Below are 21,673 nucleotides of genomic sequence, written 5' to 3'. Positions count from 1 at the left end.
CGGAGCCGCGCATGGCCTGGCTGCCCCGGGCCGTGCAGAGTGCAGCGGCAGCCGGAGTCGCAGAGAGCGGTTCCGAACACCACGCGCCAGGCGCAGCATGCACCCACTGGCAAAGCGCGAATTTTTGCGGCATGATGGTCATGACCAGCAGCAAGAATTCGCGTGCCGGGCGGGGTTTGTTGCTCCTGTAAAGCAGCTTGTCTTTACGAATACATATTTGCCCAAATTATTGCACCTGACAGTGCGAGTGCGCGGCGCATGACAGCGTTGACGCACCGCACACCTCTACGGCACGGCCAGATCACGCAGACGCCGGGCATTTCCGCAAAAAAAACGCGTTACCGCTTGGCCACGGCCCGACGCGCTCACTAAAAAAGGCAGATCTCATGCAAATTCCCAAATCTTCTTCCTGGTTTGACGGCCTGCTGGCCGATGATTGCCCCGGCCCGGATCTCACTGTCGAAATGCTGGGCATCGGGGCCCATACCGGAGCCATGTTTTTCAGTGCCCGCCAGCAAGGCATTATCAGCGGCGTGGAAGAAGCCGAACAGCTGCTGCTGCGCTGCGGTCTTTCTGTCACACGACTGATCAACAATGGCGACGGTGCAGAGGCGGATCAGGTTTTTCTTGAGGCCAGGGGAAGCGCCGCGGGCCTGCACCGAGGCTGGAAGGCAAGCCAGACGCTTATGGAATACATGTCGGGCATTGCGCGGCGTTGCGCCTTTATGGTGGAACGCGCCGCCGCCGTGCGCCCTGGCATACGGGTAGCAGTAACGCGCAAGAGTTTTCCCGGAGCCAAGGCCCTGTGCCTTGAAGCGGCACTGAACGGCGGCGCCATTATCCACCGCCAGAATCTTTCGGACTCCGTTTTGGTTTTTGCCCAACATCTGCAGTTTTTCGCCAAGGACGCACAGCAGACGCAGATGGAATTTTTTGCCCGCCGCGTGCAAGACCTGCGCGCCAGCATGCCTGAAAAAAAACTTTCTGCCGAGGTGGACAACCTTGAGGACGCCCTGCTCGCTGCCGCCGCCGGAATAGACATTGTTCAGTGCGAAAAATTCTCCTGCGAGGCTTTGGCTGCCACGGTGGGCGCTTTGCGGGGCACACGCCCTGACATTCTCATTCTGGCCGCCGGAGGCGTTACGGGCGAAACCGCTGCGGAGTACGCAGCCACGGGCGTGGACGTACTGGTGACAACCTGGCCCTATTTCGGCAGGCCAGCGGATATCAAGGTAGTTATGGAGGCTGACGGCGGCATGTAGCCGCTGCGCCACAAAAGCCCGCGCTAAAAACCCGCGTAAAAAGCCCGCGTAAAGAGATGTCTCTTGCGCGGGCTTATTTTCAGCCTGCGTGAGCGGGCTGAACACGATCAGGCCACGGATGCCTGAAATTTACGTCATGCTGCGCGCTCCGCATTTTCATGCAGCGCCTGAAGCTGCGCTTACGCCTCTACGGCGGGCGTCTGCTCCCGCATCCGCCAGAGCAATTTCAAAGAGAACTTGCTCTAGAAAGCGGCGCTCTCCCTCTGCGCAGCAGCCCTGGCCGCGATACGCAAAAACTTTTCCCCCAGTACGCCGGGCGCGATCGTTGCCTTGGCCCCGGACGAGGTGCGAACGCTGCCCGCAAGCTCCATAGGCTCACTGTTGTATGCGCCCCGCAAAACTTCTTCCATGGCCTGACGTAAAAGCTCGAAAGAAGCCTCCACTTCGGGGTAGCTGTTGTCTTCACGCCAGGGGAGCAGCAAGGTGCGCGTCCAGGCATGTCCCTTGTGCGAGGGGGCTTCCAGCACATGAAAGTTTTGGGGGCTGTAGTTGGCGGCACGCTCCAGCAAACCGGGATAGCAATAGTCCTGCCTGTCTTCCTCGGGTTTGGGAATGCGCGAAACAATGCTCACCACGGGCAGAGCCAGGGCCTTTTCGTGATCTTCAAGGTGAACGCAGTAACTGAGAACAGGCCGCAGGTTCCCGCGTTTCTTGGTTATTTTCCATTCAATCTGCATGATTTGCTCGCAAGGGCACTGGCGCGCCCGGTAGTTGGCCCGGCAAACGGGACGCTTGCCCCGTCAGCGTTACAAGCTCGCCAAAAGGCGGCGCGTCGGGCCGGGATTCACTGCACACCCACAAGACGGGGTAGTCCGGTTCATCAGGAAAACGGCTGCATTCAAGGTCCGTAAACCACACAAGGCAGGTGGGCCGCAATTGCCGCTCCTCAATATGCGCGCAGACGGGGCGGTAATCCGTGCCGCCGCCGCCAACGGGCGTCAGGCTTGAGGGCATGCTCATGCGGTCAAAGGTCATTTCGCCCTGAATCTTTGTATCGTGAAACAGTACGGTGAGCGTGGTGTCAAAGGCATCCAGCACGGAAAACAGCTCGGAGCAGAACAGCGACAGGGCCGCTTCATCCACGGATCCGGAGCAGTCCACCGCCAGAACCACATGGGGCAGACGCGCCTCGCGCCGGGCTGGCAGATAGATGTGCTGGTACAGATAGCGCCTGTTGGGGGTGGACCACGCATAATCATTGTCCGCGCACTGCTCAAGAAAACGCCGCAAGAGTTCGCGCCAGTCCAGTTCCGGACGGCGCTCCTTTTTGAGCAGCCGCGTGAAGCCCGCAGGCAGGCTGCCCATGTGTTTGGCCCGCTGCACCGCTTGCGAAAGGGCCACGTCGGCCTCCTGCTCCATCAGCTTCAGGGCGTGATCGTTCTCCAGCCCCTGCAGATCGGGATGGTCGCGCACCTCGCCGGTAAAGGAGGTTTTGCCCTCCCCTTTTACCGGGGCTCCCTGTTTTTTGTTCTTTGCTGCCTTTGTTCCGGCCTGGGCCTGATCTTCTCCATCCTGCCCTGGGTTCTCTTTTTTGCCGCCCTGAGAGCGCGCGGCGCTTTTGCCGCCCAATTCCTTGCCGCCGTCAAAATTCATGGCCCCCGCGCCCGCTTCATCCTCGCCGTCGGCACGGGCGGAATCATTGTCGGCCTCGCCTTTGGAGGCGCTTTCCTGAAGGGCCGCCAGGGCCTCATAAATATCATCCGCAGACATGCCCGCGTAGGTTGGGTCGTGCGCAAAGCCCTCGGGCAGGTCAAAGCCCGCTTCAAGCAGGATATGGTTTATGGCCAGATCGCAGGCGCGGTTCCACAATTTTTCTTCGCGGCTTTTACGGCGCAGATGGTGCCCAAAGGCCAGATGCATCACTTCATGGGCCTGGGCCGCCACAAGTTTGGCCTCTGGCAAGGTGGCCGCGTATGCGGGATTGAAGCCCAGGCTCTTGCCGTCCGTCCACATGTCGGCGCAGGCCGTATCCTGCTTGAAGCGCAGGCGCAGAGCCAGGGAGCCGAAAAAAGGGTGATCCAGCACAAGGGCTGTCCTGGCTTTTTTCATGGCCAGCTCCGCCTTGCGCAAGAGCGCGCCCGGCCCGGTCTCGGCGGGAGCGCTCGCCCCCGGCCCGACATCGGAAGCGCTCGCCCCTGGCCCGGCAGCGGCGGGAGAGCTCGCGTCCTGCCCGGCAGCGGGAGCGTTAGCATATGACACGGCGGTAGCGGGAGAGCTCGCGTCCTGCCCGGCAGCGACGGGTGCAGGCCCGCACGCAGGGCTTACGGCACTGACGTTTTTCTTCATGGCCTACATCAGCACTTCGGCATTTTTTTCGGCCCAGCGTGAAAAGGCCTCGGTATGCACGAGATCCGTATCCTGGCAAACGGCGTCGCGCATGAGCAGCACGCCGAACTCCGAGGGCAGGCGCTCGGCATAGGCCGTCAGCGCTTCTATGGTTTCTGCGCTGGCCCTGAGGCTCAAGGCTTCACACATGGCGTAAAGGGCGGCAGGCTCCAGCGGAACCATGGCCGAAGCCGGAGAGGACAGCACCTCATCCACCGTGGGCAGTTCGCGCCATACGGAAAGAAAGCCCATAAACTCCGCAGCGCCAGCAGAACCCACCGTGCCCTGAAACAGCTCGTACTCCACATCGGCATGGGGCCGGGCGTCCAGAATGCGCGATACAAACTCCCAGGAGCGCGGCGAGGCAAAGGCCTTTTCCGCTTTCAGGGGGTCAAAATCGTGCAACAGGCGGGGCCGAAAGCGCAAAAACGCGCAAACCTCCGCGCGAATGCCCGCCCCCTGCGCCCAGGAGAGCCAGTCGTCCAGATGGGCGTCGCACTCCAGATGCACAAGACGGTTGGCCAGGGCCGAGGGCATGCGGTACGATACGGCCTTGTCCTTTTCCCTGTTGCCCGCCGCCACGATGGACCAGCCGTCGGGCAGGCGGTACTCCCCAATGGCGCGATCAAGGATGAGCTGGTAGCAGGCGGCCTGCACCAGGGGGGGCGCGGCGTTGAGTTCATCCAGAAAAATGATGCCCTCCTGCGGGTCCGAAGGCGTGGGCAGAAAGGCCGGTGGGCACCATACCGAAAGCCCCTGCTCGGTGATGCGCGGCAACCCGCGCAGATCCACAGGATCCAGCAGTACGGCGCGGATGTCGCGCAGGGCCAGCCCCCTGGCCTGGGCAACCTGGGCGACTATCTGGCTTTTGCCGACCCCCGGCGCGCCCCATATGAAGACCGGCTGCCGGATGGAAAGAAGAGAGTTCAGGGCTGAGACTATTTGCGAAGGCGTCATGATAATCCTGTGTGCATTTCAGGCAGAGGGTTAGAATGCCTGCACACTGCCCCATATGAAAATGAATGTCAATGTCGCACAACTGCGACAACAGCACGCTTACGGATAACCGTCCATCGGCAGCGAAAGCCAGCCCTTTGCCTCGCTGCTGACGCCGCGCCAAAGCAGATATCTAGTAAAATGGTGCGATGCTTGGACAACGCTGCCACTAACCGCACCGCTCAATATCAGCAAACTCTGTGTAATATATTAGGATATGATAAGAGTTTTAGGGGGTGGGGGCGTGGGGGAGGAGACCCTTTTGCAAAAGGGTCCCTCCCCCACAAAGTATTTCAAATAACCACCGATGCGGGCAAGCAGTCCCTCCCCCACAAAAACACAGTGCCTGCCCCGGCCTGGCCGGCCAGGCCCGCACAACTTTTGCACTGCACTAACTACTGCCCTGCCCCCGGCGTTGCAGGGCTTCGGCTTTTCTTCGCACGCCGAACTGCCGTATTTCGGACACCACGAGACCGGCCAGGGTCAGGGCGGTGCCCAATGCCGCCATCCAGGTGATGCGTTCCTGCAGTATGAGGGCGGCGGTAATGACCGTCACCACCGGCACAAGATAGATATATACGCTGCTTTGCACGGCACCCAGCCGCTTGATGGCGAACGTCCAGGCCACAAAGCAGAAGGCCGATGCGCCAAGGCCCAGAAAGACCACGTTGCTCCAGTTCACAAAAGCGCCAAACCGCGCGAGATTCCAGTGAAAATTCATGATGGGCAGACAGGGAAGCATGAACAGCAGGCCGTAGAAAAAGCAGCGCCGTGTCACTTGAAGACTTTTGTAGCCAAGGGCCAGAATCTTGCGGGTAAGTATGGAGTAAAACGACCAGGCCAGGCCAGCCAGCACAGCCAGCAGGTCTCCAAGGGGGTTCAGCTGCAACTGCGTGCTGCCGCTGAAGCTTATGAGGCCGATACCCGCAATGGCCGCCGCGAAGCCGAGGAAAAAGTTGAGGCCAGGTTTTTCAGCCTTGAGCAGCCAGAAGGACAGCAAGGCCGTAAAAAATGGCGACACGGCCACAATAACGCCCACATTGGATGCGAACGTGTGAGTAAGGGCGATATTTTCCAGCAGAAAATACAGCGTTACACCCGCAAGCCCGGCCCCGGCAAACAGCCATTCCTGCTTGCGTTCCGTAAGCCGCAGGGCATGGGGGCAAGCCAGCCACAGGGCCGCAAACCCCAGGGCAAAACGGAAAAAAAGTATCTCGATGGGGTTGAAGTCACGCAGCAGCACCTTGGTGGAAATGAACGTGGTACCCCATACAAGCGTGCAGAACAGGGCCGCCAGATGGCCGGGCAGTTTTTTACTATCAGACATAGGACCGTAACTGTTGGAGGATACCCGTCATAAAGGCGCTGCTGTCTGCCGTTGCACAGCCCGTCTGCGTCAGGGAAATCACAGCCCGCCACGGTATACCGTGGCGGGCCGGTCAGTGCCATACTTTCTTGCCATATCCCCAGGCAGGCAATACGGCTGCCTGCAAAAGCTGCTCTCAAAAACTATTTTTTGCCGCAGTCCGCCATACCCAGATTTATAAGACACTCAAGCAACTGGCCAAAATCCAGTCCGATGGTTCTGGCTTCACGCGGCACAAGGCTGGTCGCGGTCATGCCGGGCAGCGTATTGACCTCCAGAAGCGTAAGACTTCCATCCGGGCCAAGGATGAAGTCGGCACGGCTGTAGCCCCTGAGCCCAAGCACCCTGTGCGCGGCCAGGGTCATCTCCTGCACGCGCCCCGTAATCTCGTCGCCGATGGGCGCCGGGCATATTTCGCGCGCGCCGTCCTGGGCGTACTTGCTTTCGTAGTCGAAAAAATCGCCAGCCACAGGCTCGATAAGAATGGGGGGCAGAGGCTCCTCGCCCAGGATGCCGCACGTCACTTCCTTGCCGTGCAGCACCGGCTCCATAATGACCTCTTCACCGGCAGCGAATATCTGCCCCATGACGTCGTCAAGCTCGGCGCGGTTGGCGGCGCGGCCAAGCCGCAGGGACGAGCCGCCGGTATTGCTTTTGACAAAAAGAGGATACGGCAGGCTCGGCTGCCAGTCCTTTTCGGGCGGCACGGGCACAAATTCCCAGTCGGCCGTGGGCAGGCCCGCCACGCGGAACAGTTGCTTGGCGGCGCACTTGTTGAGCGCCAGAAAAGAACCCGCAGGGTCGGAACCCTGATAGGGACAGCCCACACGCTCCAGCATGGCCTGCACAAGGCCGTCTTCGCCAGGAGCACCGTGCAGGTTGATGAGGGCGAAATCATGCTTCTGGGCTTCATCCAGCAAGTGGTCGAAGTCGGCAAGAAGGTCAAAAAAGGTGACTTGATGACCGCGCGCTTCCAGGGCCGGAACCATGGCCCGTGCGCCGTTCAGTGAAACCTGACGTTCAGGGGACCAGCCGCCCGCAATCAAAAGAATCTTCATACAGAGTCCACCCCAACTGCGCCGAAAGCGCGCTTTCAATATTTTTCCCCTGACGGAAGGCGGCGTAAATTCCTTCACGGGCAGCCTCGCTGTGACCATAGCGGCCCAGCAGGTCATCGTACCGCTCTTCCAGGCTGACGCAGGCATCATGCCTGACCCTTTTGTCAGCATACATCACGAAAAAAGGCAGGGCGCAGATGGCGCTTCCTTCCGGGAGCGGCCACGGCCACCAGACATGCATCATAACGCCCTGAGCGATGGCGTAATTGCCGGTTTCAGCCACAGTCCAGGCCGCGCCCACCTGGGCATGGCTGCCGCCATGGCGCACGCAATAGGTCTTGGCTATGTCGTGCAGCAAGCCCCCGGCGCGCACCTCGTCCACATTGACGCCAAAGCCCAGTTCCGCTGCCCTGGCAGCCAGAGACGTGGCAATATGGGCCACCAGCAAAGAATGCTGCCGGATATTGGGCAGCATGTCGTATTTGTCCCAAAGGGCGAAACAGGCTTCGTCACCGGGAACAGCGTTCACCTGACGCCCCAGGCCGGGCAACCGTGGAAGATCGGCCAGAGGACGTGGCGTCCCTGCCGTGCAGGAGTCAGACCGCGTTGAGCACTTCATGTCGAAAGTATGCCACCCGAGGGGCGCGATGGCAAGAAAAGCTGCGAGGAACATGCGCTTCTTACGCACGCCAGCCCCAAAACGTGCGTCCGGCGCTCGTAAGAACGCCGGACGATTTGCGGGCACACTACCGCAAATACCCACTTCATGCGCCATGCCAGCTTGCGCCGACGCTACGGTGAATGAACGGGCCTGAGCCGGGCACAGCCCGGCGTCGTGACTTTGGCATTTCTGCAAACAACACGTTCCAGAAATGTTCCTGTTGACGGAACAGGCAGCCACGCATGGGGCAAAGCCCCATATCTTGTCTATCGGCTGATAAAAGAATTTCTTGAGACAAACTGACGCCCGTGAAGCGCGTCACCCTCGAGAATATAAGTTTTTTGATACTATGTCACGCCCTTTGCGACGCGTGCCTGCGCGAGCAAACGACGGTTCTGTGCACTTTGGCGCTGCTCTCTTTTACCGCCTTGCCTGCCCTGGCGTCCGCCGGTGAGGGAAGGTTTCAGGACGACACGCCTTCAGAGGGCCATGCATGCAGGAATCAACATGTCCGGGCAAGTCGCGAAAGGCGGCCGTTCAGGCAGCAGCTCGCAGTTAGCGGGGTGTTTTCTGGCCGCCCGACGGCACGCCGCCGGATGGAGCCTTGCCCTTGGGCGGGGATTTTCCGCCTTGTCCTGCGGAGTTGCTGTTGGTGACCTTGGCCTTTTGAGCGGTTTTTTCCGGTTTGCCGGGGCCGTCGGTTTTGGCGGGAGCCGCAGGCTTGGCAACAAGGTCTGCCAGGGCCAGAATGGTGTTGGCGTAGACCACCGATTTATTGTAGGCCATGAGCACTTTGTGCTGCTGGGCGCGGTTTATGCCCGGCTTCCAGCCATGCCGCGCAAGGTAGTTGGACAAGCTGGCCACGGCGTCAGGCACGTGAAAGAGATCCACCTTGCCGTCTCCGTCGCCATCCGCACCATACGCCGCGATATTGGAAGGCATGAACTGGCAAAGCCCCACGGCCCCGTAAATGGAACTCGGCAAATACCTGGGGTCCAGATCATCCCGCAAAATATGGGTCACAAGGGCGCGCACTTCCTTATAGGCCCAGTCGGCGCGCTTGGGCATGGTTTCTTCAAACCAGGGCAGATGCTCTTCATAGCCCGGCATGCGCGGCAGCCATTGGCTGATATCGTCAGGCTGGCGGCTTACCGCCATGCTCGCCAAGGTGAACAGCGCATTTTCGGGCACATCGGCAAGCACCTTGCCAAGGCGCGTCTCCACAAACAGCAGGGCCACCGCCACAGACGAAGGCACCCCAAACCTGGTCTGGGCCTGGCTGAAGGCCAGCTTGTGCTCGGCCACAAATTCACGGCACAGGCGCGCGTTCTGTTCGGTAACGACGCCCTTGTAATATTGCATGGTCGGAGGCGTGACGGAGGGCGGCTTGGGCATGAAGCGGCTTTTATACAGCTCAAGCATTTTGCGCCCCATGGGAGACTGGCTGGGTACGGGCGCGAGGGTAGCCAACAGGGCGTTCACCCTGGGGCCCGGAAGCCCCTCAGCGGCAAGCCGCTGGGCCAGCGGCTGCCACACGAGGGGGAGCCCTTCAAGGCTCTGTCCGGCTGGGCTGCCGGACGGAGGTTGCAGAGTTTGGCCTGAAGGCGTCACAGCGGCATCGCCGCTTTGCGAAACGCCCGGCACAAGGCCCACCTGAAGGTCAGTGGCAGTGGTGTTGCCATATCCCGCAGGTGCCGGGCTGGCCTGGTCTGAGGGGGTCACGGGCTCGGTGTGCGCGCCGCCACAGGCAGCCGCAAGCATACAGCACGTCAGACAACAGACCAGCCAGGCAGTCCTGATCAAAGGCAAAGCCACGTCACCAACCGGGCTCAGGCGCATTTTTATAGTTCCTGAAAAATCCATGTCACCCGGCCCAACAGACGCTTGGCCAGCAGGTCCGGCGTGAGTGCAGTTTCAGGAAAGTCCGACGAATCAGAGCGTAGTATATAGCCGTCCTGGGAGCCATTCAGGAACACACGCCGCAGGATCACGCCCTCATTGGGTGCGAAAAGCGCGTATATGCGCCCCGAAATCACGTCTTTATCCAGGGTGTCCACTCCAAGAAGAGCGTCGGGCATCACCGTGGGGATCATGTTGGTTCCACGCATGCGCAACACGCAAAGTCCGTCGCGTGTAAACGAATGCGGCAGGGATATCTTGCCCGCTATGTCCAGGGATGGCCGTGGCTGGTCATCGCTGTAATCAGAGCGCATCTGATGGATGGAAACCACTATTCCTCTGGCTAGTGTATCGCCGTAGTGGGCGGCACTTTCAGCAAGGGAGGCAGGGGCGTCCTGCGGCATATAGCCCTGTTCGGTACGCAGGTACATGGGGCCTATGCCCTGTTTGAGCCAGTCGGGGTTTAGCCCGAACTTTTCAAACAGTTTCATAAACCAGTCGCCAGGCACTGAATTGCGTCGTTTGGCATCGGAGATGCTCGACTGACGTATATCCAGCACTTCGGCTAATTCGACCTGAGTGCGGCTGTTTGTCGCCAGCTTGATACGTTCGTATATTTCTGCAAAGGCAGGCATGGTCTTGAACTCCGTAACGCGGCGAAACCGCGTCATCAATGTTGAGGATTAAGAAGAGGCGCTTCGTTGGCCAGCACCATCTTGCTGTTCTCCTTGAGAGATTTTCGCATGGCTTCCAGCCAGCGTTGGTACGCATAAAACTGGGGAGCCTTGTTATAGGATTGTGCGTAGACAGAGGCGGCTTTGGCATCGCCCGTGCCTCGCGTTATCTGCGCTTCTCGCGCAGCTTCAGCCAGAATGACAGCGCGCTGGCGGTCTGCATCAGACCGGATGCGCGTGGATTCTTCCTCACCTTCAGAGCGGTACTGCTTGGCCTGGCGTTCACGCTCGGCCCGCATGCGTCCAAAGATGGCACGCTGGTTTTCCGGCGGCAGATCTGTGCGCTTAATGCGCACGTCCAGCACTTCGACACCGTAACTGTGCATCAGGGCTGAAACTTTGTTTGTCACTTCCTTCATGATGGCCGCACGGTGGGATGATACAACTTCTGTAAGCGTGTATGCGCCCACCAGGGCCCGCAACTGGGAGTAAACAACGTCGTCAAGTCGTGCTTGCGCGCCAGGGATGGTGCGCATGGTACGATAAAACTGCAAAGGGTTAATAATCTTCCAGCGGGCGTAGTTATCAAGCACAATGGCTTTTTTATCTACCGTAAAGGCCTCACGCGAGCGGGCTTCGTAGTCCAGCACCCGCGAGTCGAAGTACACCACATTCTGGATAAAAGGCATCTTGAAATGCAGTCCGGGTTCATACACCTTGTTCAGGGGTTCACCCAGCTGCAGCACCAGGGCTGTTTGCGTCTGATGCACAGTAAAAAAGCATTGACTGCCAACAACCGCAACAACCAGCAACAGTATCACTATTGTCAAAGAATTATTACGCATCACTTCTTCTCCAAAACCCTGGGGGCAGCAGGCGCGCTCAATCCGGGCAAGGTCAGGTAAGGCAGGGCCCGCGATGCAGCAGGGCCGTCCATAAGCACCTTTTCGTCCGCGTTGGCAAGAATATCTTCCATTGCTTCATAATAAAGGCGCTGTTCCGTAACCTTGGGAGCCTTGCTGTGCTCCGCGCTCAGGGCTTCAAAGCGGGCGGCTTCACCTTCGGCGTTGCGCACGCGCGTGGCCTGGTAGGCTTCCGCCTCGTTGAGCATGGCCGCCGCCTGACCCCGTGCCTTGGGCAGAAGTTCGTTGCGGTAGGCTTCAGCCTCATTGATGATGCGGCTTTTGTCCTCTCGTGCGCTGGCCACATCCTTGAATGCGTCAATAACTTCCTGCGGGGGGTGCACGTCCTGCAGCTGCACGGCCAGCACCTGAATACCCGCTCCGTAACGGTTAAGAATCGTCTGCAACAGCTGTGTGGCTTCGCTCTGGATCTTCAGCTTGCCGTCGGTGATGGCCGAATCGATCAGGCTGTTGCCGATAACCTCGCGCATGGCCGCCTCGGCGGCGTTGCGGACGAGGGCAGTGGGAGCGCTGACATTAAAAAGATACTGAACCGGATCGTCAATCTTGTACTGCACGCTGAACTGGACGTTGACGATATTTTCATCCCCGGTGAGCATGGACGCTTCTTCCGAAACGGTGCGCACCTGCCCCTGCTGGAAGGTCGCGGACTGCCCCACGGAGCGGAACCCGACCTCACTGCGGAGCACCTGTGTTACCTGAGGCTTGTATACACTTTCAATGGGCACGGGCAGCGCATAGTGCGGCCCGGGGCCTTCTGTGCGGTTATATTTGCCAAACCGCAGCACAACGCCCTCTTCATCCGGATTGATTATGTAGATGCCTGAGAGCAGCCAAAGAACCACCACTCCAAGCCCAACAAGCAAAAACCCTTTCCCATTGGCGAACCGTAACTGCGAAAGCTTCTTGAAGGGGTTTTCGTCCCCTCCGCCGGGTCTATTAAACGGCGAACGCTTTGCCTTGGGGGCTTGCTGGCGTTCCTGCCCTTCATCTTCAGATTCTGTCTCTCGTTGTGGTCGGGGGGGAGGATTGCCTCCCTGCTGCCGCTGCCGCTTTTCCTGTAGCTTATCCCAATCCCAATTCATGACGGAGTTTTACCTTTTTTTACATCGCAGCGTATTCCCGACTTTTTGGAGCCAGGAAACACCCACGTTTTAGTATGGTGTGAAGTGGTAAAAATAGGGCATGAATGCTGTGCGGTCAAGAACACCGTGCCAGTTGCGTAAACAAGTGCATACTGGATAAGGTATAGATCTTTCTTCGTCAAGACCACCTAGTTATTTGCTAGGCAATCCTGTAACCCTTTGCGTTCACCCTTGATTCACACCGTAAAGCTCACGTTTGCAGTTCAAAAAATCGGGCATTCCATAACTGCAAGGTATACGAAATCATCAAATCCTGATGTTGCATTCGCAATATTTTAAAAAATTTTTGCGTATTTTATGCAAAAATCATTGGCCTGCCAAAATTTGCGTCATTTCTGGCTGTCGCCAGCGCGGCCAATGCCCGCAAAAAGGCGGCCAGACCCACCCGCGCGGCGCTGCGGTTACATACCGCAAGGCGCGCCGGGTGTTCTGCCCGCAGAGACAATGTCGCAATGCGCGTAGCGTCAATGTGCCAGTTGCACCACAAACCCCGTATCGGCATCAACGCTTGGGCTGCGCAGCCTGGCTCCGGCAAAGGGCACAACCCGCATCACATCCACCACCTCAGCTTTGACGACAAAACCGGGAGCATACAGCAGACCATCCCTAACTTTCTGCCCCCCGCCCTCCTGCCAGAGCTGTGTGCCAAAAAACAGCCCACAAGCCACAAGAGCGGTGCACAGCATAATATAGGGAAGCCTGGCAGCCTCGATTGCCTTGTTCATGACAACTCCTCGCGGCAGTTTTTACCGCCGCCAATTTCTTGTCATGAAAAAAGCAATATCCATGCCGTTACGGCATGCCACACGAAAAATCCGGCATGCTTCTGAACAAGGACGAACAGCCCCCACCCCAAACCCGCGCCGGACAATACGGATTCCCGACGAATTCCCGACGAATTCCGGCAGACGCCCCAGCCCGGCCTGCGCAGGGGGCGGGGCATCGTTCAAGGACGCGTCAGAACCCCTGCCCTGCCCCGCAGGGGCCGAAGGCAAAACCCGAAATTTCCCGGTCTGCCCGCGCCTTGCCAAAGGAAATACCAGCGCGCTTCCAGAAGGCTCTTTAATCAGTGTTTCCTTAAACTTCGCTGATAATGGCCACCACCACAGGATCGCGCTCAAGTATGCGGCGGAAGAACCGGCGCAGTGACGAGCGTATGCCCTCCTGCATGCGGTTGAGCTGTCCGGGACGGGCCGCCTCAATTTCGTCAAGCACAAGGCATTTGGCGTCTTCAAGCAAATGGCTGTAGTGCTGCTCGAACACGAATCCCTTGGAAATAATCTCCGGCCCGTGCAGCACGCTGCCGGTTTCCGAATCCACCACCAGCACAACGATAACCATGCCCTCATCGCCGAGGATGCGGCGCTCACGCAACACTGCGTAGCCCACATCGCCAACGCCCTTGCCGTCCACGAGCGTACACTCCACGGACACCTTCTGCTCCAGCCTGAACGAATCCTCAAGCAGGGTCAGGGGCAGCCCGTCTTCCAGAAGAATGACGTTCTCTTCCTTGACGCCACACTCCACAGCCAGGCGGCCATGCTTAACAAGGTGCTGGTACTCGCCGTGCACGGGCACAAAAAGCTCGGGGCGCACGGCCTCGAACATTGCCCGCAGTTCTTCGCGCTGGGCGTGGCCCGATGCGTGTATGGCGTGGACGCTTTCGTACAGCACTTCCGCGCCCATGCGGTACATCTCATTGATGAGCTTGGACACGGCCTTGGCATTGCCCGGAATCATGCGCGAACTCATGACCACGGTATCGCCCTTGCGGATCTCAAGCTGGCGGTGGCCGCCAAGCACCATGCGCGACAAGGCCGACATGGGTTCACCCTGCGCGCCCGTGACCACAAGCACCTGCTCGTTGTCAGGCAGGTCGGGCACGCCGTTGTGGGCGTTGAAAAACGACGGGGGCAGCTTGGCGATGCCAAGATCGCGGGCCATCTCTATATTGTTGGCCAGGGATTTTCCGCTGATGACCACAGTGCGCCCGAATTCGCGCGCAAGGTCGAATACTTCCTGTATCCTCTGGATATGACTTGAAAAAAGCGTTATGACGATGCGTCCTTCCGCCCTGGCAAAAATCTTTTCCAGCGAGTCCTTCACTTCCCGTTCCGTGAGGGAATGCCCCTCACGCATGACGTTGGTGGAGTCCGAAAGCAGAAGGCGCGCGCCCTGCGGCCCGACGAAATCGCGAAAAACGCCAAGGTCCGTGCCCGTGCTGTCAAGAGGATGCGGATCAATCTTGAAGTCGCCGCTATGGACGACGCGCCCTACGGGCGTTTCCACCCCCAGGCCAAAGCCTTCGGGGATGGAGTGACAGACCGGGAAAAAATGGAAGGTCAGATCGCCCAGGGGCAGAACCGTCTGCGCGTCCACAGGGCACAGTTCCGCCCAGTCGAGAATTTCACGCTCGCGCAGTTTGTGTTCCACAAGGGCAAGGGTAAAACGCGAACCAAAGATGCGCGTGCCCTTGAGTTCGGGCAAAAGCCAGGGCAGAGCCCCGATATGATCTTCGTGCCCGTGCGTGAGCACAATGCCGAGCAATTTATCTTTTATGGCGCTGACTGCGCCAAAATGGGGAATAACCACGTCCACGCCCAGATGGGCGTCGTCAGGAAACATAAGGCCGCAGTCAACCATGACCACGCCGCCTGCGGTTTCCCACAACTGACAGTTAAGGCCGATTTCCCCAAGGCCCCCCAGGGGCGTAATGGTAAGGTAGGATTCTTTCATTCCTCTTTCGCTTGTGCTTGGGCGCTCCAGGCATCCGGGTCAACGCCTCATAAGGTCCGGTTGAAATTCGCCCATGGCCACATACAATTGCGACAGGGCAGTAAGATAGTCGGCCTTGGCTCCCGTCAGGGCTGCCTGGGCCGTGGTGAGCTTGGACGATGCGTCCAGTACGTCAAAGTTGGTGCCCACCTGTTCCTGGTAGCGGGCCAAGGCCACATGGTAGGCCTCGGTGGCCTGCTCCACGGTTTTTTCCGCCACGTTAATGCGTTTTTCTGCTTCGCGCACGGCCAGCAGCTTGGACTTGATGTCATACCCCACGCTGAGCTTGAGATTTTCCGCCTCATAGCGCATCTTGGTGACAAGCCATCCGGCTTCCTTGTCAGCGTAATAGGTAGTGCCCCACTGAAAAACATTCCAGGTGGCGCGCGCGCCCACCTCCCAGGTCTGCGAACGCGAGCCGTTGCTGCCGTCCTTTTGCAGATCGGGCGTGTTGCCGCTCTGGGTTACATTATAATAGCCCTCTACCTGCGGATAATAGTCGCTCTGTACCGCCTGCTGGTTTTTGCCGGCAATTTCCACCGACTTGGCGGCCATATACAGATCAGGGCGCTGGCGGTAGGCAGCCTCAAGGCATTGCTCCAGCGACCGTGAAAAAGGCACGTGGGCAAGCTGGCCCGTGTAGTTTACCTGCGCGGTGGCCGGAAGCCCCAGCAGCGTGTTCAGCAGCGCATAGCTGGTCTCACGGTTGTTTTCAGCGATGATGACCGAATTTTCCGCCTGGTACACGTCTACTTCGGCCTGCAGCACATCCAGCCTGGGGCGCAGCCCCACGTCAAAAAAGGCCGTGGTAATGCGCAACTGATCACGCAGCCGTGCCAGGGCGTCACGCTCGCTGCGCACGCTCTCTTCATAGCGCAAAAGATTCAGAAACTGCGCCTGCACCTGTTCCGTCATGGACAGTTCGGCATTACGCAGGGCAGCCTTGTCGCTGTCGGCCTGGAGGGCGGCCTTCTGGTAGTTCGCCAGCAGCTTGAAGCCCTGAAACACCGGCTGTGAAATTTCCACGCCCCAGCTGTACGAGCCCATATTTGGCGGCTTGACCGTGGAAGGATTGCTCTTCCTTTCCTGCTTGGCCGTTGAATAGGTCATGCCAAGCCTGGGGCCAAAAGCCCCGCGCGCGGACTTGCGGCTTTCTTCCGACGAACGCCCCTGCGCCTCCTGCGAACCGAGACTGGGGTTAAACTCCAGAGAGCGGTTCACGGCATCGGGCATGGTGATGCGCAGCCCCCTGCCATCGTTTTTTCCCGTGCCTGCCGTTGCTCCACCTGGCGTTGTTCCGTCCTGCTGCCCAAGGCTGCGCTGCCCCTGAAAAAGGGGAACAGCAGCCCCAGGCCCCGTACCGCGCTGTGCCGCAATGGAGGGAGAGCAAAAAAAGATCACCGCAAGGGCAAGAAAAAGGATGGACGAGCGAATCACTGAAACCGCCGTAATTGAGAGGTGGCACGCGCCCTGAAAGCGGCGTATGGGGATGGTGGCTCTTGCATTGCCTGCATACAACGCACAAACGTCATTGGCAATACGGCCCGGCACACCCTTGACGTGACGCTCTGGCCAGTCAGGCATGACCCGGCTGGCTCGGCAATACGCGCCCAAGCATATAGGACACAATGAAAAAAATAAATATAAAATATTTCATGCCGCCGGGCGAAATCCTCCACTGTACGGCGCAGTCCTGGCTTATTTTCACCCGGCTTGCCAAAATAACTTCTTCCTATACTATTGACAGTGAGCGCGGCGCAGCGGGCCTCACGAAAACTGGCGGCATTCAGGCCCCCAGGTACGCGCTGCCGACGGCACGTCCTGTTTTTTCAGGCAAAAGCGGCGACGGACAAGGCGGCTGCGCGTAAGCAGCGCCTGCAGGCGGCACGCGTGACTGCCGCATGTACTGCCGCATGTACTGGCGCATGTAATGGCGCATGTACTGGCGCACGTAACGCCACATGTAATGGCGCAGCAAATGACGTAAGTATGGCGCACGCATGGCTGTCCAACACCGCGCCGCTCGGGCGCATACCCCGCAGGCGCCAATGATTGGACTTGACGAACCGCCCGGACAGGTGCATTCCGTTCCGGCGCAGGGCTAAAAACCCCGCCGAAAGCTGGCCAGGGGCAAAAGGTCTAAAAAAAATCTTGAAACTTTGCCCCACTCGTTGCATTCTCCGCCAGAGCCTTATGCGGCTGTGACGGCGCTGCTGTCATGACCGGCGTTTTTTTGCGCCCTGCGTTCCGGCACTACTTGCGGCGATTTGTGACAAACACGGCTGCTGCGCACTTATGGAGAACTTCATGGAATTCAGTTTCTTTTCAATGATTGCCCAGGCGAGCCTGGTGGCCAAGGCGGTGCTGGCTCTTCTGGTCGTTATGTCCATTATCAGCTGGGGCCTGATGATCCAGAAATTTTTTTCGCTCAGCGCCGCCAACAACAAGGCGCTTAACGGCACGGAAGGGTTTGAAAAAGCCCCCAACCTGCGTGAAGCCGTGCAGTCTCTGGGCGCTGATCCCGCATCCCCCCTCTACTATATAGCGCACCAGGGGGTGCTGGAATTCAACCGCTCCAAGGAGCTTGGCAACAGCAGCGAAGTTGTGGTGGACAACGTCCGCCGCGCCCTGCGTCAGGGTGTGGGCAGCGAACTGGCGCGCTTGCAGCGCTCGCTCTCGCTTTTGGCCACCACGGCCAATACCGCGCCCTTTATCGGCCTGTTCGGCACGGTTTGGGGCATCATGAGCTCCTTCCACTCCATCGGCATGCTCAAATCCGCCTCGCTGGCCACCGTGGCCCCCGGCATTTCCGAAGCCCTGGTCGCCACCGCCATTGGCCTCGCTGTGGCCGTGCCCGCCACCATCGGCTTCAACATCTTTATGGGCAAGCTCTCTCAGGTGGATACGCTGCTGGTGAACTTTGCGGGCGTCTTCCTGAACCGCGTACAGCGCGAACTCAATGCCCACCGGCCCGTGCAGCGCACCGGCGCCACGGAGATGTAGCATGGGAGCCAACGTCGGAGGCGGCAACAAATTCGTTTCGGATATCAACGTCACGCCCTTTGTGGACGTCATGCTGGTGCTGCTCATCATTTTTATGGTGGCAACGCCCATGATGAGCCAGGGGCTCGAGGTTGATTTGCCCCAGACCACGCAGGTTGAAGTGCTGCCCACTGAAGCCGATCATATGGTGCTTACCGTGCGCAACGACGGCAAGATCTACCTGGATGAATACGGCGTGGACAATATGGAAGACCTTGAAGGCTACCTGCAACGCCTGGTCAAAGAAAAAAATAAAACGCTCTTCCTTCAGGCAGACAAGGCCGTACCTTACGGCACTGTGGTGGAAGTTATGGGACATATCAAGGCCGTCGGCATTGAAAAGCTCGGCGTCATCGCCGAACAGCCCGATCAAGCTCCGGCCAAGGGCGGCAAAACCGCTCCTGCCCGTGCCCCGAAGTAGGTTTTTGTATGCGTCTGGCCTCGTATGTTCTTTCCCTGTGCCTGCACCTGGCGGCTTTTCTGCTCATATGGTTCTGGCCCAGCCCACCGCCTGTCCGGCTTGACGCGCCTCCTGTCATGATCAGCCTGGTGGAGGGCGCGCCTGGCGGCAACCGTACGCCTTCTCCCATTCTCGGACATATGGGCGCGCCGGGCGACGGGCCTCTTGCGCCCACTCCGCCTGCGCCCAAGGCAGAAGTTGCCGCTCCGGAAAGGGTTGAAGTAAAACAGCCTTCTCCCGTGACGCCGCCACCCAAGCCCGATGTGGCCCCGGTCAAAAAGCCAGAGCCCAAGCCGGAACCAAAACCGGAACCCAAGCCCGAGCCCAAGCACGACGCGACCCCTGTGGCCGCCAAAAAAGAAAACAAGCCCAAGGAACCGGACAAACCCAAGGAAACTGACAAGTCCAAGGAACAGAAAAAACCGGAACCTGCCAAAAAAGACGACAAGAAAGGCCCCCAGAAGTCAGCGGAAGATCCGGTGGCTGCGGCCCTGCAGCAGGCCAAGCGTAACGCCACGTCCCGCGCTGATTCCGGCGACAGGGGCAATGCCGTTGAGCAGGCCCTTGCCCAGGCCCAGAAACGGGCAGGCGGGCATCGCGGCGGCGGCGGCGGCGAAGGGTCGGGCCCTGGCGGCGGCGGACTTGGCGATGTCTATCAGGGGCAGGTCATGCTGGCTGTGCGGCCCAACTGGGGCTTTACCTCGGCAAGTCGCAGAAACCTGAGTTGCGTCGTGCACGTGCGCGTGGACATGCAGGGCAAGATGCTGCAGCAGCCCGTCATTTCGCAAAGCTCCGGCAACTCCCAGTTTGACGCCTCCACGGTGAACGCCATCATCCGCACCAGCCAGAGCGGGGACTTCCCTGCCCCGCCTTCCGCGGAATACGGCGACATGGACCTTGTGTTCACCTATGACGAACTGATGGGCAGATAACACCAGCAGAACCATGCCCCCAAGGGATCTGAGGCCGTAATGCCGCTTTCGCGTGTGGCGGCATTACGCGCTCTGGTTCATAAACCGTATATGCCGGGCCTCGTGTTCCTGCCGGCTTCATCACGCGGCATCTCCCAAGATGCCGCCCGATGCCCAAAAAGCTTCAGAAGACGCGCCCTCCCTGGTCACGTTCAAAACCAGCGGGGAGCCCATGAAAAGGTGCGTGCCCACTGGCTTTCACATCGGCGCACTCCGTGTGGCGCACGTGCCTGCCAGGGCATCTCCTTTACTAGAGCAGTTTACGAATGAAATGAGTTAAATGCTCTGCAAGGATTTTTCTGAAAATCCTTGCCACGAAATGCGAGTAGGCGGGCTTTTGCCTGCCGTACGCGAGCATTTCAAGTGTTAAATGCTCTAAAGGATACGTGCTCTATCGCTGCACGAAAATGCAGCGCGGCATACCGTGGCACGGATTCTGCCAAGAATCGCATCTTTCGGCAGAATGACAAATTGCATTGCAGGGCAGCTCAAAGGTACCCTGCTCTGGCTGTAGCAGTGGACAAGAGCGGCAAATTACAGCAGATTACAATGGTGCAACGCTCAAGCAACACGCTGTTTGACGCCCTGGCGCGAACGCCATTCGCACACGGACAGGCAAGGAGGCTTTGCGCCGCCCTCTCTGTTCAGGATTGTCAGATGGATTGTTTCTTCACAATGGACGCCCATACGAGACGTCCGTTTTAACATACGGGCTATTCTGTGCCTACAGGGGGTTACCATGCCATCCGCGCAGCGCACGTCGCTTCTCTATTTTTCCCGCAGACTGTTTCAGCTTCTTGGCATGCTGACCCTGAGCCTTACGGCCACGGGGGCCTTTGCTGCGGCCATGGCCACGGCGGACGCTTCCGGCGGCTATACCGGGAAGATGCTTGATAAGATAGTGGACATCTGGGCCCCGCCCCCGGCCCTGAAAGGCGACTTTCAGGTTCTGCTGAAAGTGGGGCTTGACGGCCAGGGCCATGTGCTGAACTGCACCCCGCTGCGCCCCTCGGGCATGGAAGCCCTGGACAGTTCCGCCTGCGGCGCGGTGCGCCAGATCGGCTCCTTTGGCAGAACGCCGTATGAAAAACCGCTGGAAGTGCATTTGTCCTTTTGGACAGGCACTCCCAAGGGCAAGACGCGCAACCAGATACCGGATGATGCGGAATCGCTGCGCCTTGAGGAGCAGGCCCGCGTCAAGGCCGAGGCCGCCATGAGCGACAACATGGCCGCTGGCGCGGAAGAGCGCGCGCGCCAACGGGCAGAAGAGGCCGCCAAGGCCACTGGCAAGGATCTGCCCGCTATCAGGCCCACGGTTGTGGCCCCGGCTCCGCCCGCCAAAGATCGCTCGGGCGGCAAGGCCGTAAAAACCGACGAAAAGGCAGCGCCACTGGCAGGCCGTAGCCAGGACAGCACCCCGGCCAAGGTAAGCCTTGGGAACTCGCAGGCGAAAAAGGATCAGGCCAGGGCCCAGGACAGCGAACAGGGCAAGGATCAGGGCAGGGATCAGGACAAGGACGCTGCAGGTGCGGCAACAAGCGCCCCTTCTGCGCAAGTGCAGGCATCTCCCCTGACCATCGCGCCAACGCCCCTGCCGCCCCTTCCCGACGCAGGGGCGCAGCCGTCCGCCGCCACAAGCGAGGTCGCAGGGCCCGCAGGCCGCAGCGTAGCCCCGGCCCCGGCCACATCCACTCCTGCCCCGGATGCAAAAAGACTTTATGGCTCGAAAATCAAAGCCCAGTACAAATACGGCAAAAATTACAGCACGTATTTTGTCGCTGTGAAACAACAGCTTGCCAAATCCATCATCATACCGGTTGAAACCCCGCCCGGTACCTATTATCCTACGGTGCGTCTGAAGGTGAACCCCAAGACAGGGGCCATTGAGGATGCCGCCCTTATTGAAAACAGCGGCGACAAAATGCTTGATTCCTTCGTGCACAAAGGCATTGCCAAGGTTGGCAGCATACCGCCGCCTCCTGCAGGGCTTGACGCAACGCTGGATATAACTCTTACTCTGGTGCGCCGTTAGCGCGCCGATGCAACAAGGACTGCT

General features: G+C 59.2%; 19 protein-coding genes. 6 read left to right on the top strand and 13 right to left on the bottom strand.

The features are described 5' to 3' along the window. Positions 1-11: 11 nt before the first annotated feature. On the top strand, positions 12-191 hold the full coding sequence (locus RBR41_RS08495) for a hypothetical protein (RefSeq protein WP_320352153.1): 180 nt from the start codon (positions 12-14) through the stop codon (positions 189-191). Between the two features lie 195 nt (positions 192-386). Next, positions 387-1,262, top strand: coding sequence for a ModD protein (gene modD / locus RBR41_RS08490; RefSeq protein WP_320352152.1), 876 nt, complete (start codon positions 387-389; stop codon positions 1,260-1,262). A 242-nt stretch (positions 1,263-1,504) separates the two neighbouring features. Here modD and RBR41_RS08485 read toward each other — a convergent pair whose 3' ends face one another. From RBR41_RS08485 to RBR41_RS08425, 13 genes are all read right to left on the bottom strand, one after another. After that, positions 1,505-1,999: a hypothetical protein gene (locus RBR41_RS08485; protein WP_320352151.1), complete on the bottom strand. Its 495-nt coding sequence runs from the start codon at positions 1,997-1,999 to the stop codon at positions 1,505-1,507. Continuing rightward, a complete protein-coding gene (locus RBR41_RS08480; protein WP_320352150.1) occupies positions 1,989-3,608 on the bottom strand; it encodes a DUF2201 family putative metallopeptidase in 1,620 nt (539 codons plus the stop codon). The genes RBR41_RS08485 and RBR41_RS08480 overlap by 11 nt, the downstream gene beginning before the upstream one ends. A gap of 3 nt (positions 3,609-3,611) precedes the next feature. Continuing rightward, the gene (locus RBR41_RS08475; RefSeq protein WP_320352149.1) at positions 3,612-4,604 is read right to left on the bottom strand and encodes a MoxR family ATPase; all 993 of its coding nucleotides are present in this window, start codon (positions 4,602-4,604) and stop codon (positions 3,612-3,614) included. A 430-nt stretch (positions 4,605-5,034) separates the two neighbouring features. Continuing rightward, positions 5,035-5,970: a DMT family transporter gene (locus RBR41_RS08470; RefSeq protein ID WP_320352148.1), complete on the bottom strand. Its 936-nt coding sequence runs from the start codon at positions 5,968-5,970 to the stop codon at positions 5,035-5,037. A gap of 182 nt (positions 5,971-6,152) precedes the next feature. Next, positions 6,153-7,067 (bottom strand): D-alanine--D-alanine ligase, encoded by a 915-nt coding sequence (locus RBR41_RS08465; protein WP_320352147.1) that lies wholly within the window; start codon positions 7,065-7,067, stop codon positions 6,153-6,155. Then, the gene (locus RBR41_RS08460) at positions 7,030-7,686 is read right to left on the bottom strand and encodes an HDIG domain-containing metalloprotein (RefSeq protein WP_413785143.1); all 657 of its coding nucleotides are present in this window, start codon (positions 7,684-7,686) and stop codon (positions 7,030-7,032) included. The genes RBR41_RS08465 and RBR41_RS08460 overlap by 38 nt, the downstream gene beginning before the upstream one ends. A 597-nt stretch (positions 7,687-8,283) precedes the next feature. After that, entirely contained in the window at positions 8,284-9,489 is a 1,206-nt protein-coding gene (locus RBR41_RS08455; RefSeq protein ID WP_320352145.1) for a lytic murein transglycosylase, read from the bottom strand. A gap of 80 nt (positions 9,490-9,569) precedes the next feature. Beyond that, the gene (locus RBR41_RS08450) at positions 9,570-10,262 is read right to left on the bottom strand and encodes a helix-turn-helix domain-containing protein (protein ID WP_320352144.1); all 693 of its coding nucleotides are present in this window, start codon (positions 10,260-10,262) and stop codon (positions 9,570-9,572) included. Between the two features lie 35 nt (positions 10,263-10,297). Continuing rightward, on the bottom strand, positions 10,298-11,146 hold the full coding sequence (gene hflC / locus RBR41_RS08445; RefSeq protein ID WP_179981083.1) for a protease modulator HflC: 849 nt from the start codon (positions 11,144-11,146) through the stop codon (positions 10,298-10,300). Continuing rightward, a complete protein-coding gene (gene hflK, locus RBR41_RS08440) occupies positions 11,146-12,309 on the bottom strand; it encodes an FtsH protease activity modulator HflK (protein ID WP_320352143.1) in 1,164 nt (387 codons plus the stop codon). Before hflK ends, hflC begins: the two co-directional genes overlap by 1 nt. A 524-nt stretch (positions 12,310-12,833) precedes the next feature. After that, on the bottom strand, positions 12,834-13,094 hold the full coding sequence (locus RBR41_RS08435; protein WP_320352142.1) for a hypothetical protein: 261 nt from the start codon (positions 13,092-13,094) through the stop codon (positions 12,834-12,836). A gap of 352 nt (positions 13,095-13,446) precedes the next feature. Next, positions 13,447-15,105, bottom strand: a complete 1,659-nt coding sequence (locus RBR41_RS08430; protein ID WP_320352141.1) for a ribonuclease J — start codon at positions 15,103-15,105, stop codon at positions 13,447-13,449. Positions 15,106-15,144: 39 nt separating this feature from the next. Then, the gene (locus RBR41_RS08425) at positions 15,145-16,728 is read right to left on the bottom strand and encodes a TolC family protein (RefSeq protein ID WP_320352140.1); all 1,584 of its coding nucleotides are present in this window, start codon (positions 16,726-16,728) and stop codon (positions 15,145-15,147) included. Positions 16,729-17,451: 723 nt separating this feature from the next. On the opposite strand from RBR41_RS08425, the gene tolQ reads away from it, so the two are divergent. From tolQ to RBR41_RS08405, 4 genes are all read left to right on the top strand, one after another. After that, positions 17,452-18,147: a protein TolQ gene (tolQ, locus tag RBR41_RS08420; protein WP_320352139.1), complete on the top strand. Its 696-nt coding sequence runs from the start codon at positions 17,452-17,454 to the stop codon at positions 18,145-18,147. Between the two features lies 1 nt (position 18,148). Beyond that, positions 18,149-18,607 carry an ExbD/TolR family protein gene (locus tag RBR41_RS08415; protein WP_320352138.1) on the top strand — a complete coding sequence of 153 codons (459 nt, stop codon included), beginning with the start codon at positions 18,149-18,151 and terminating at the stop codon, positions 18,605-18,607. 8 nt (positions 18,608-18,615) lie between these two features. Further along, positions 18,616-19,578: a cell envelope integrity protein TolA gene (locus RBR41_RS08410; RefSeq protein ID WP_320352137.1), complete on the top strand. Its 963-nt coding sequence runs from the start codon at positions 18,616-18,618 to the stop codon at positions 19,576-19,578. Between the two features lie 778 nt (positions 19,579-20,356). Next, a complete protein-coding gene (locus tag RBR41_RS08405) occupies positions 20,357-21,649 on the top strand; it encodes a TonB C-terminal domain-containing protein (RefSeq protein ID WP_320352136.1) in 1,293 nt (430 codons plus the stop codon). Positions 21,650-21,673 lie beyond the last annotated feature (24 nt).

Source organism: Desulfovibrio sp., from assembly GCF_034006445.1.
Lineage (GTDB): Bacteria > Desulfobacterota > Desulfovibrionia > Desulfovibrionales > Desulfovibrionaceae > Desulfovibrio.
Note: the sequence above shows the minus strand (reverse complement) of the source record. Positions and strands in the feature narration are given on the sequence as shown.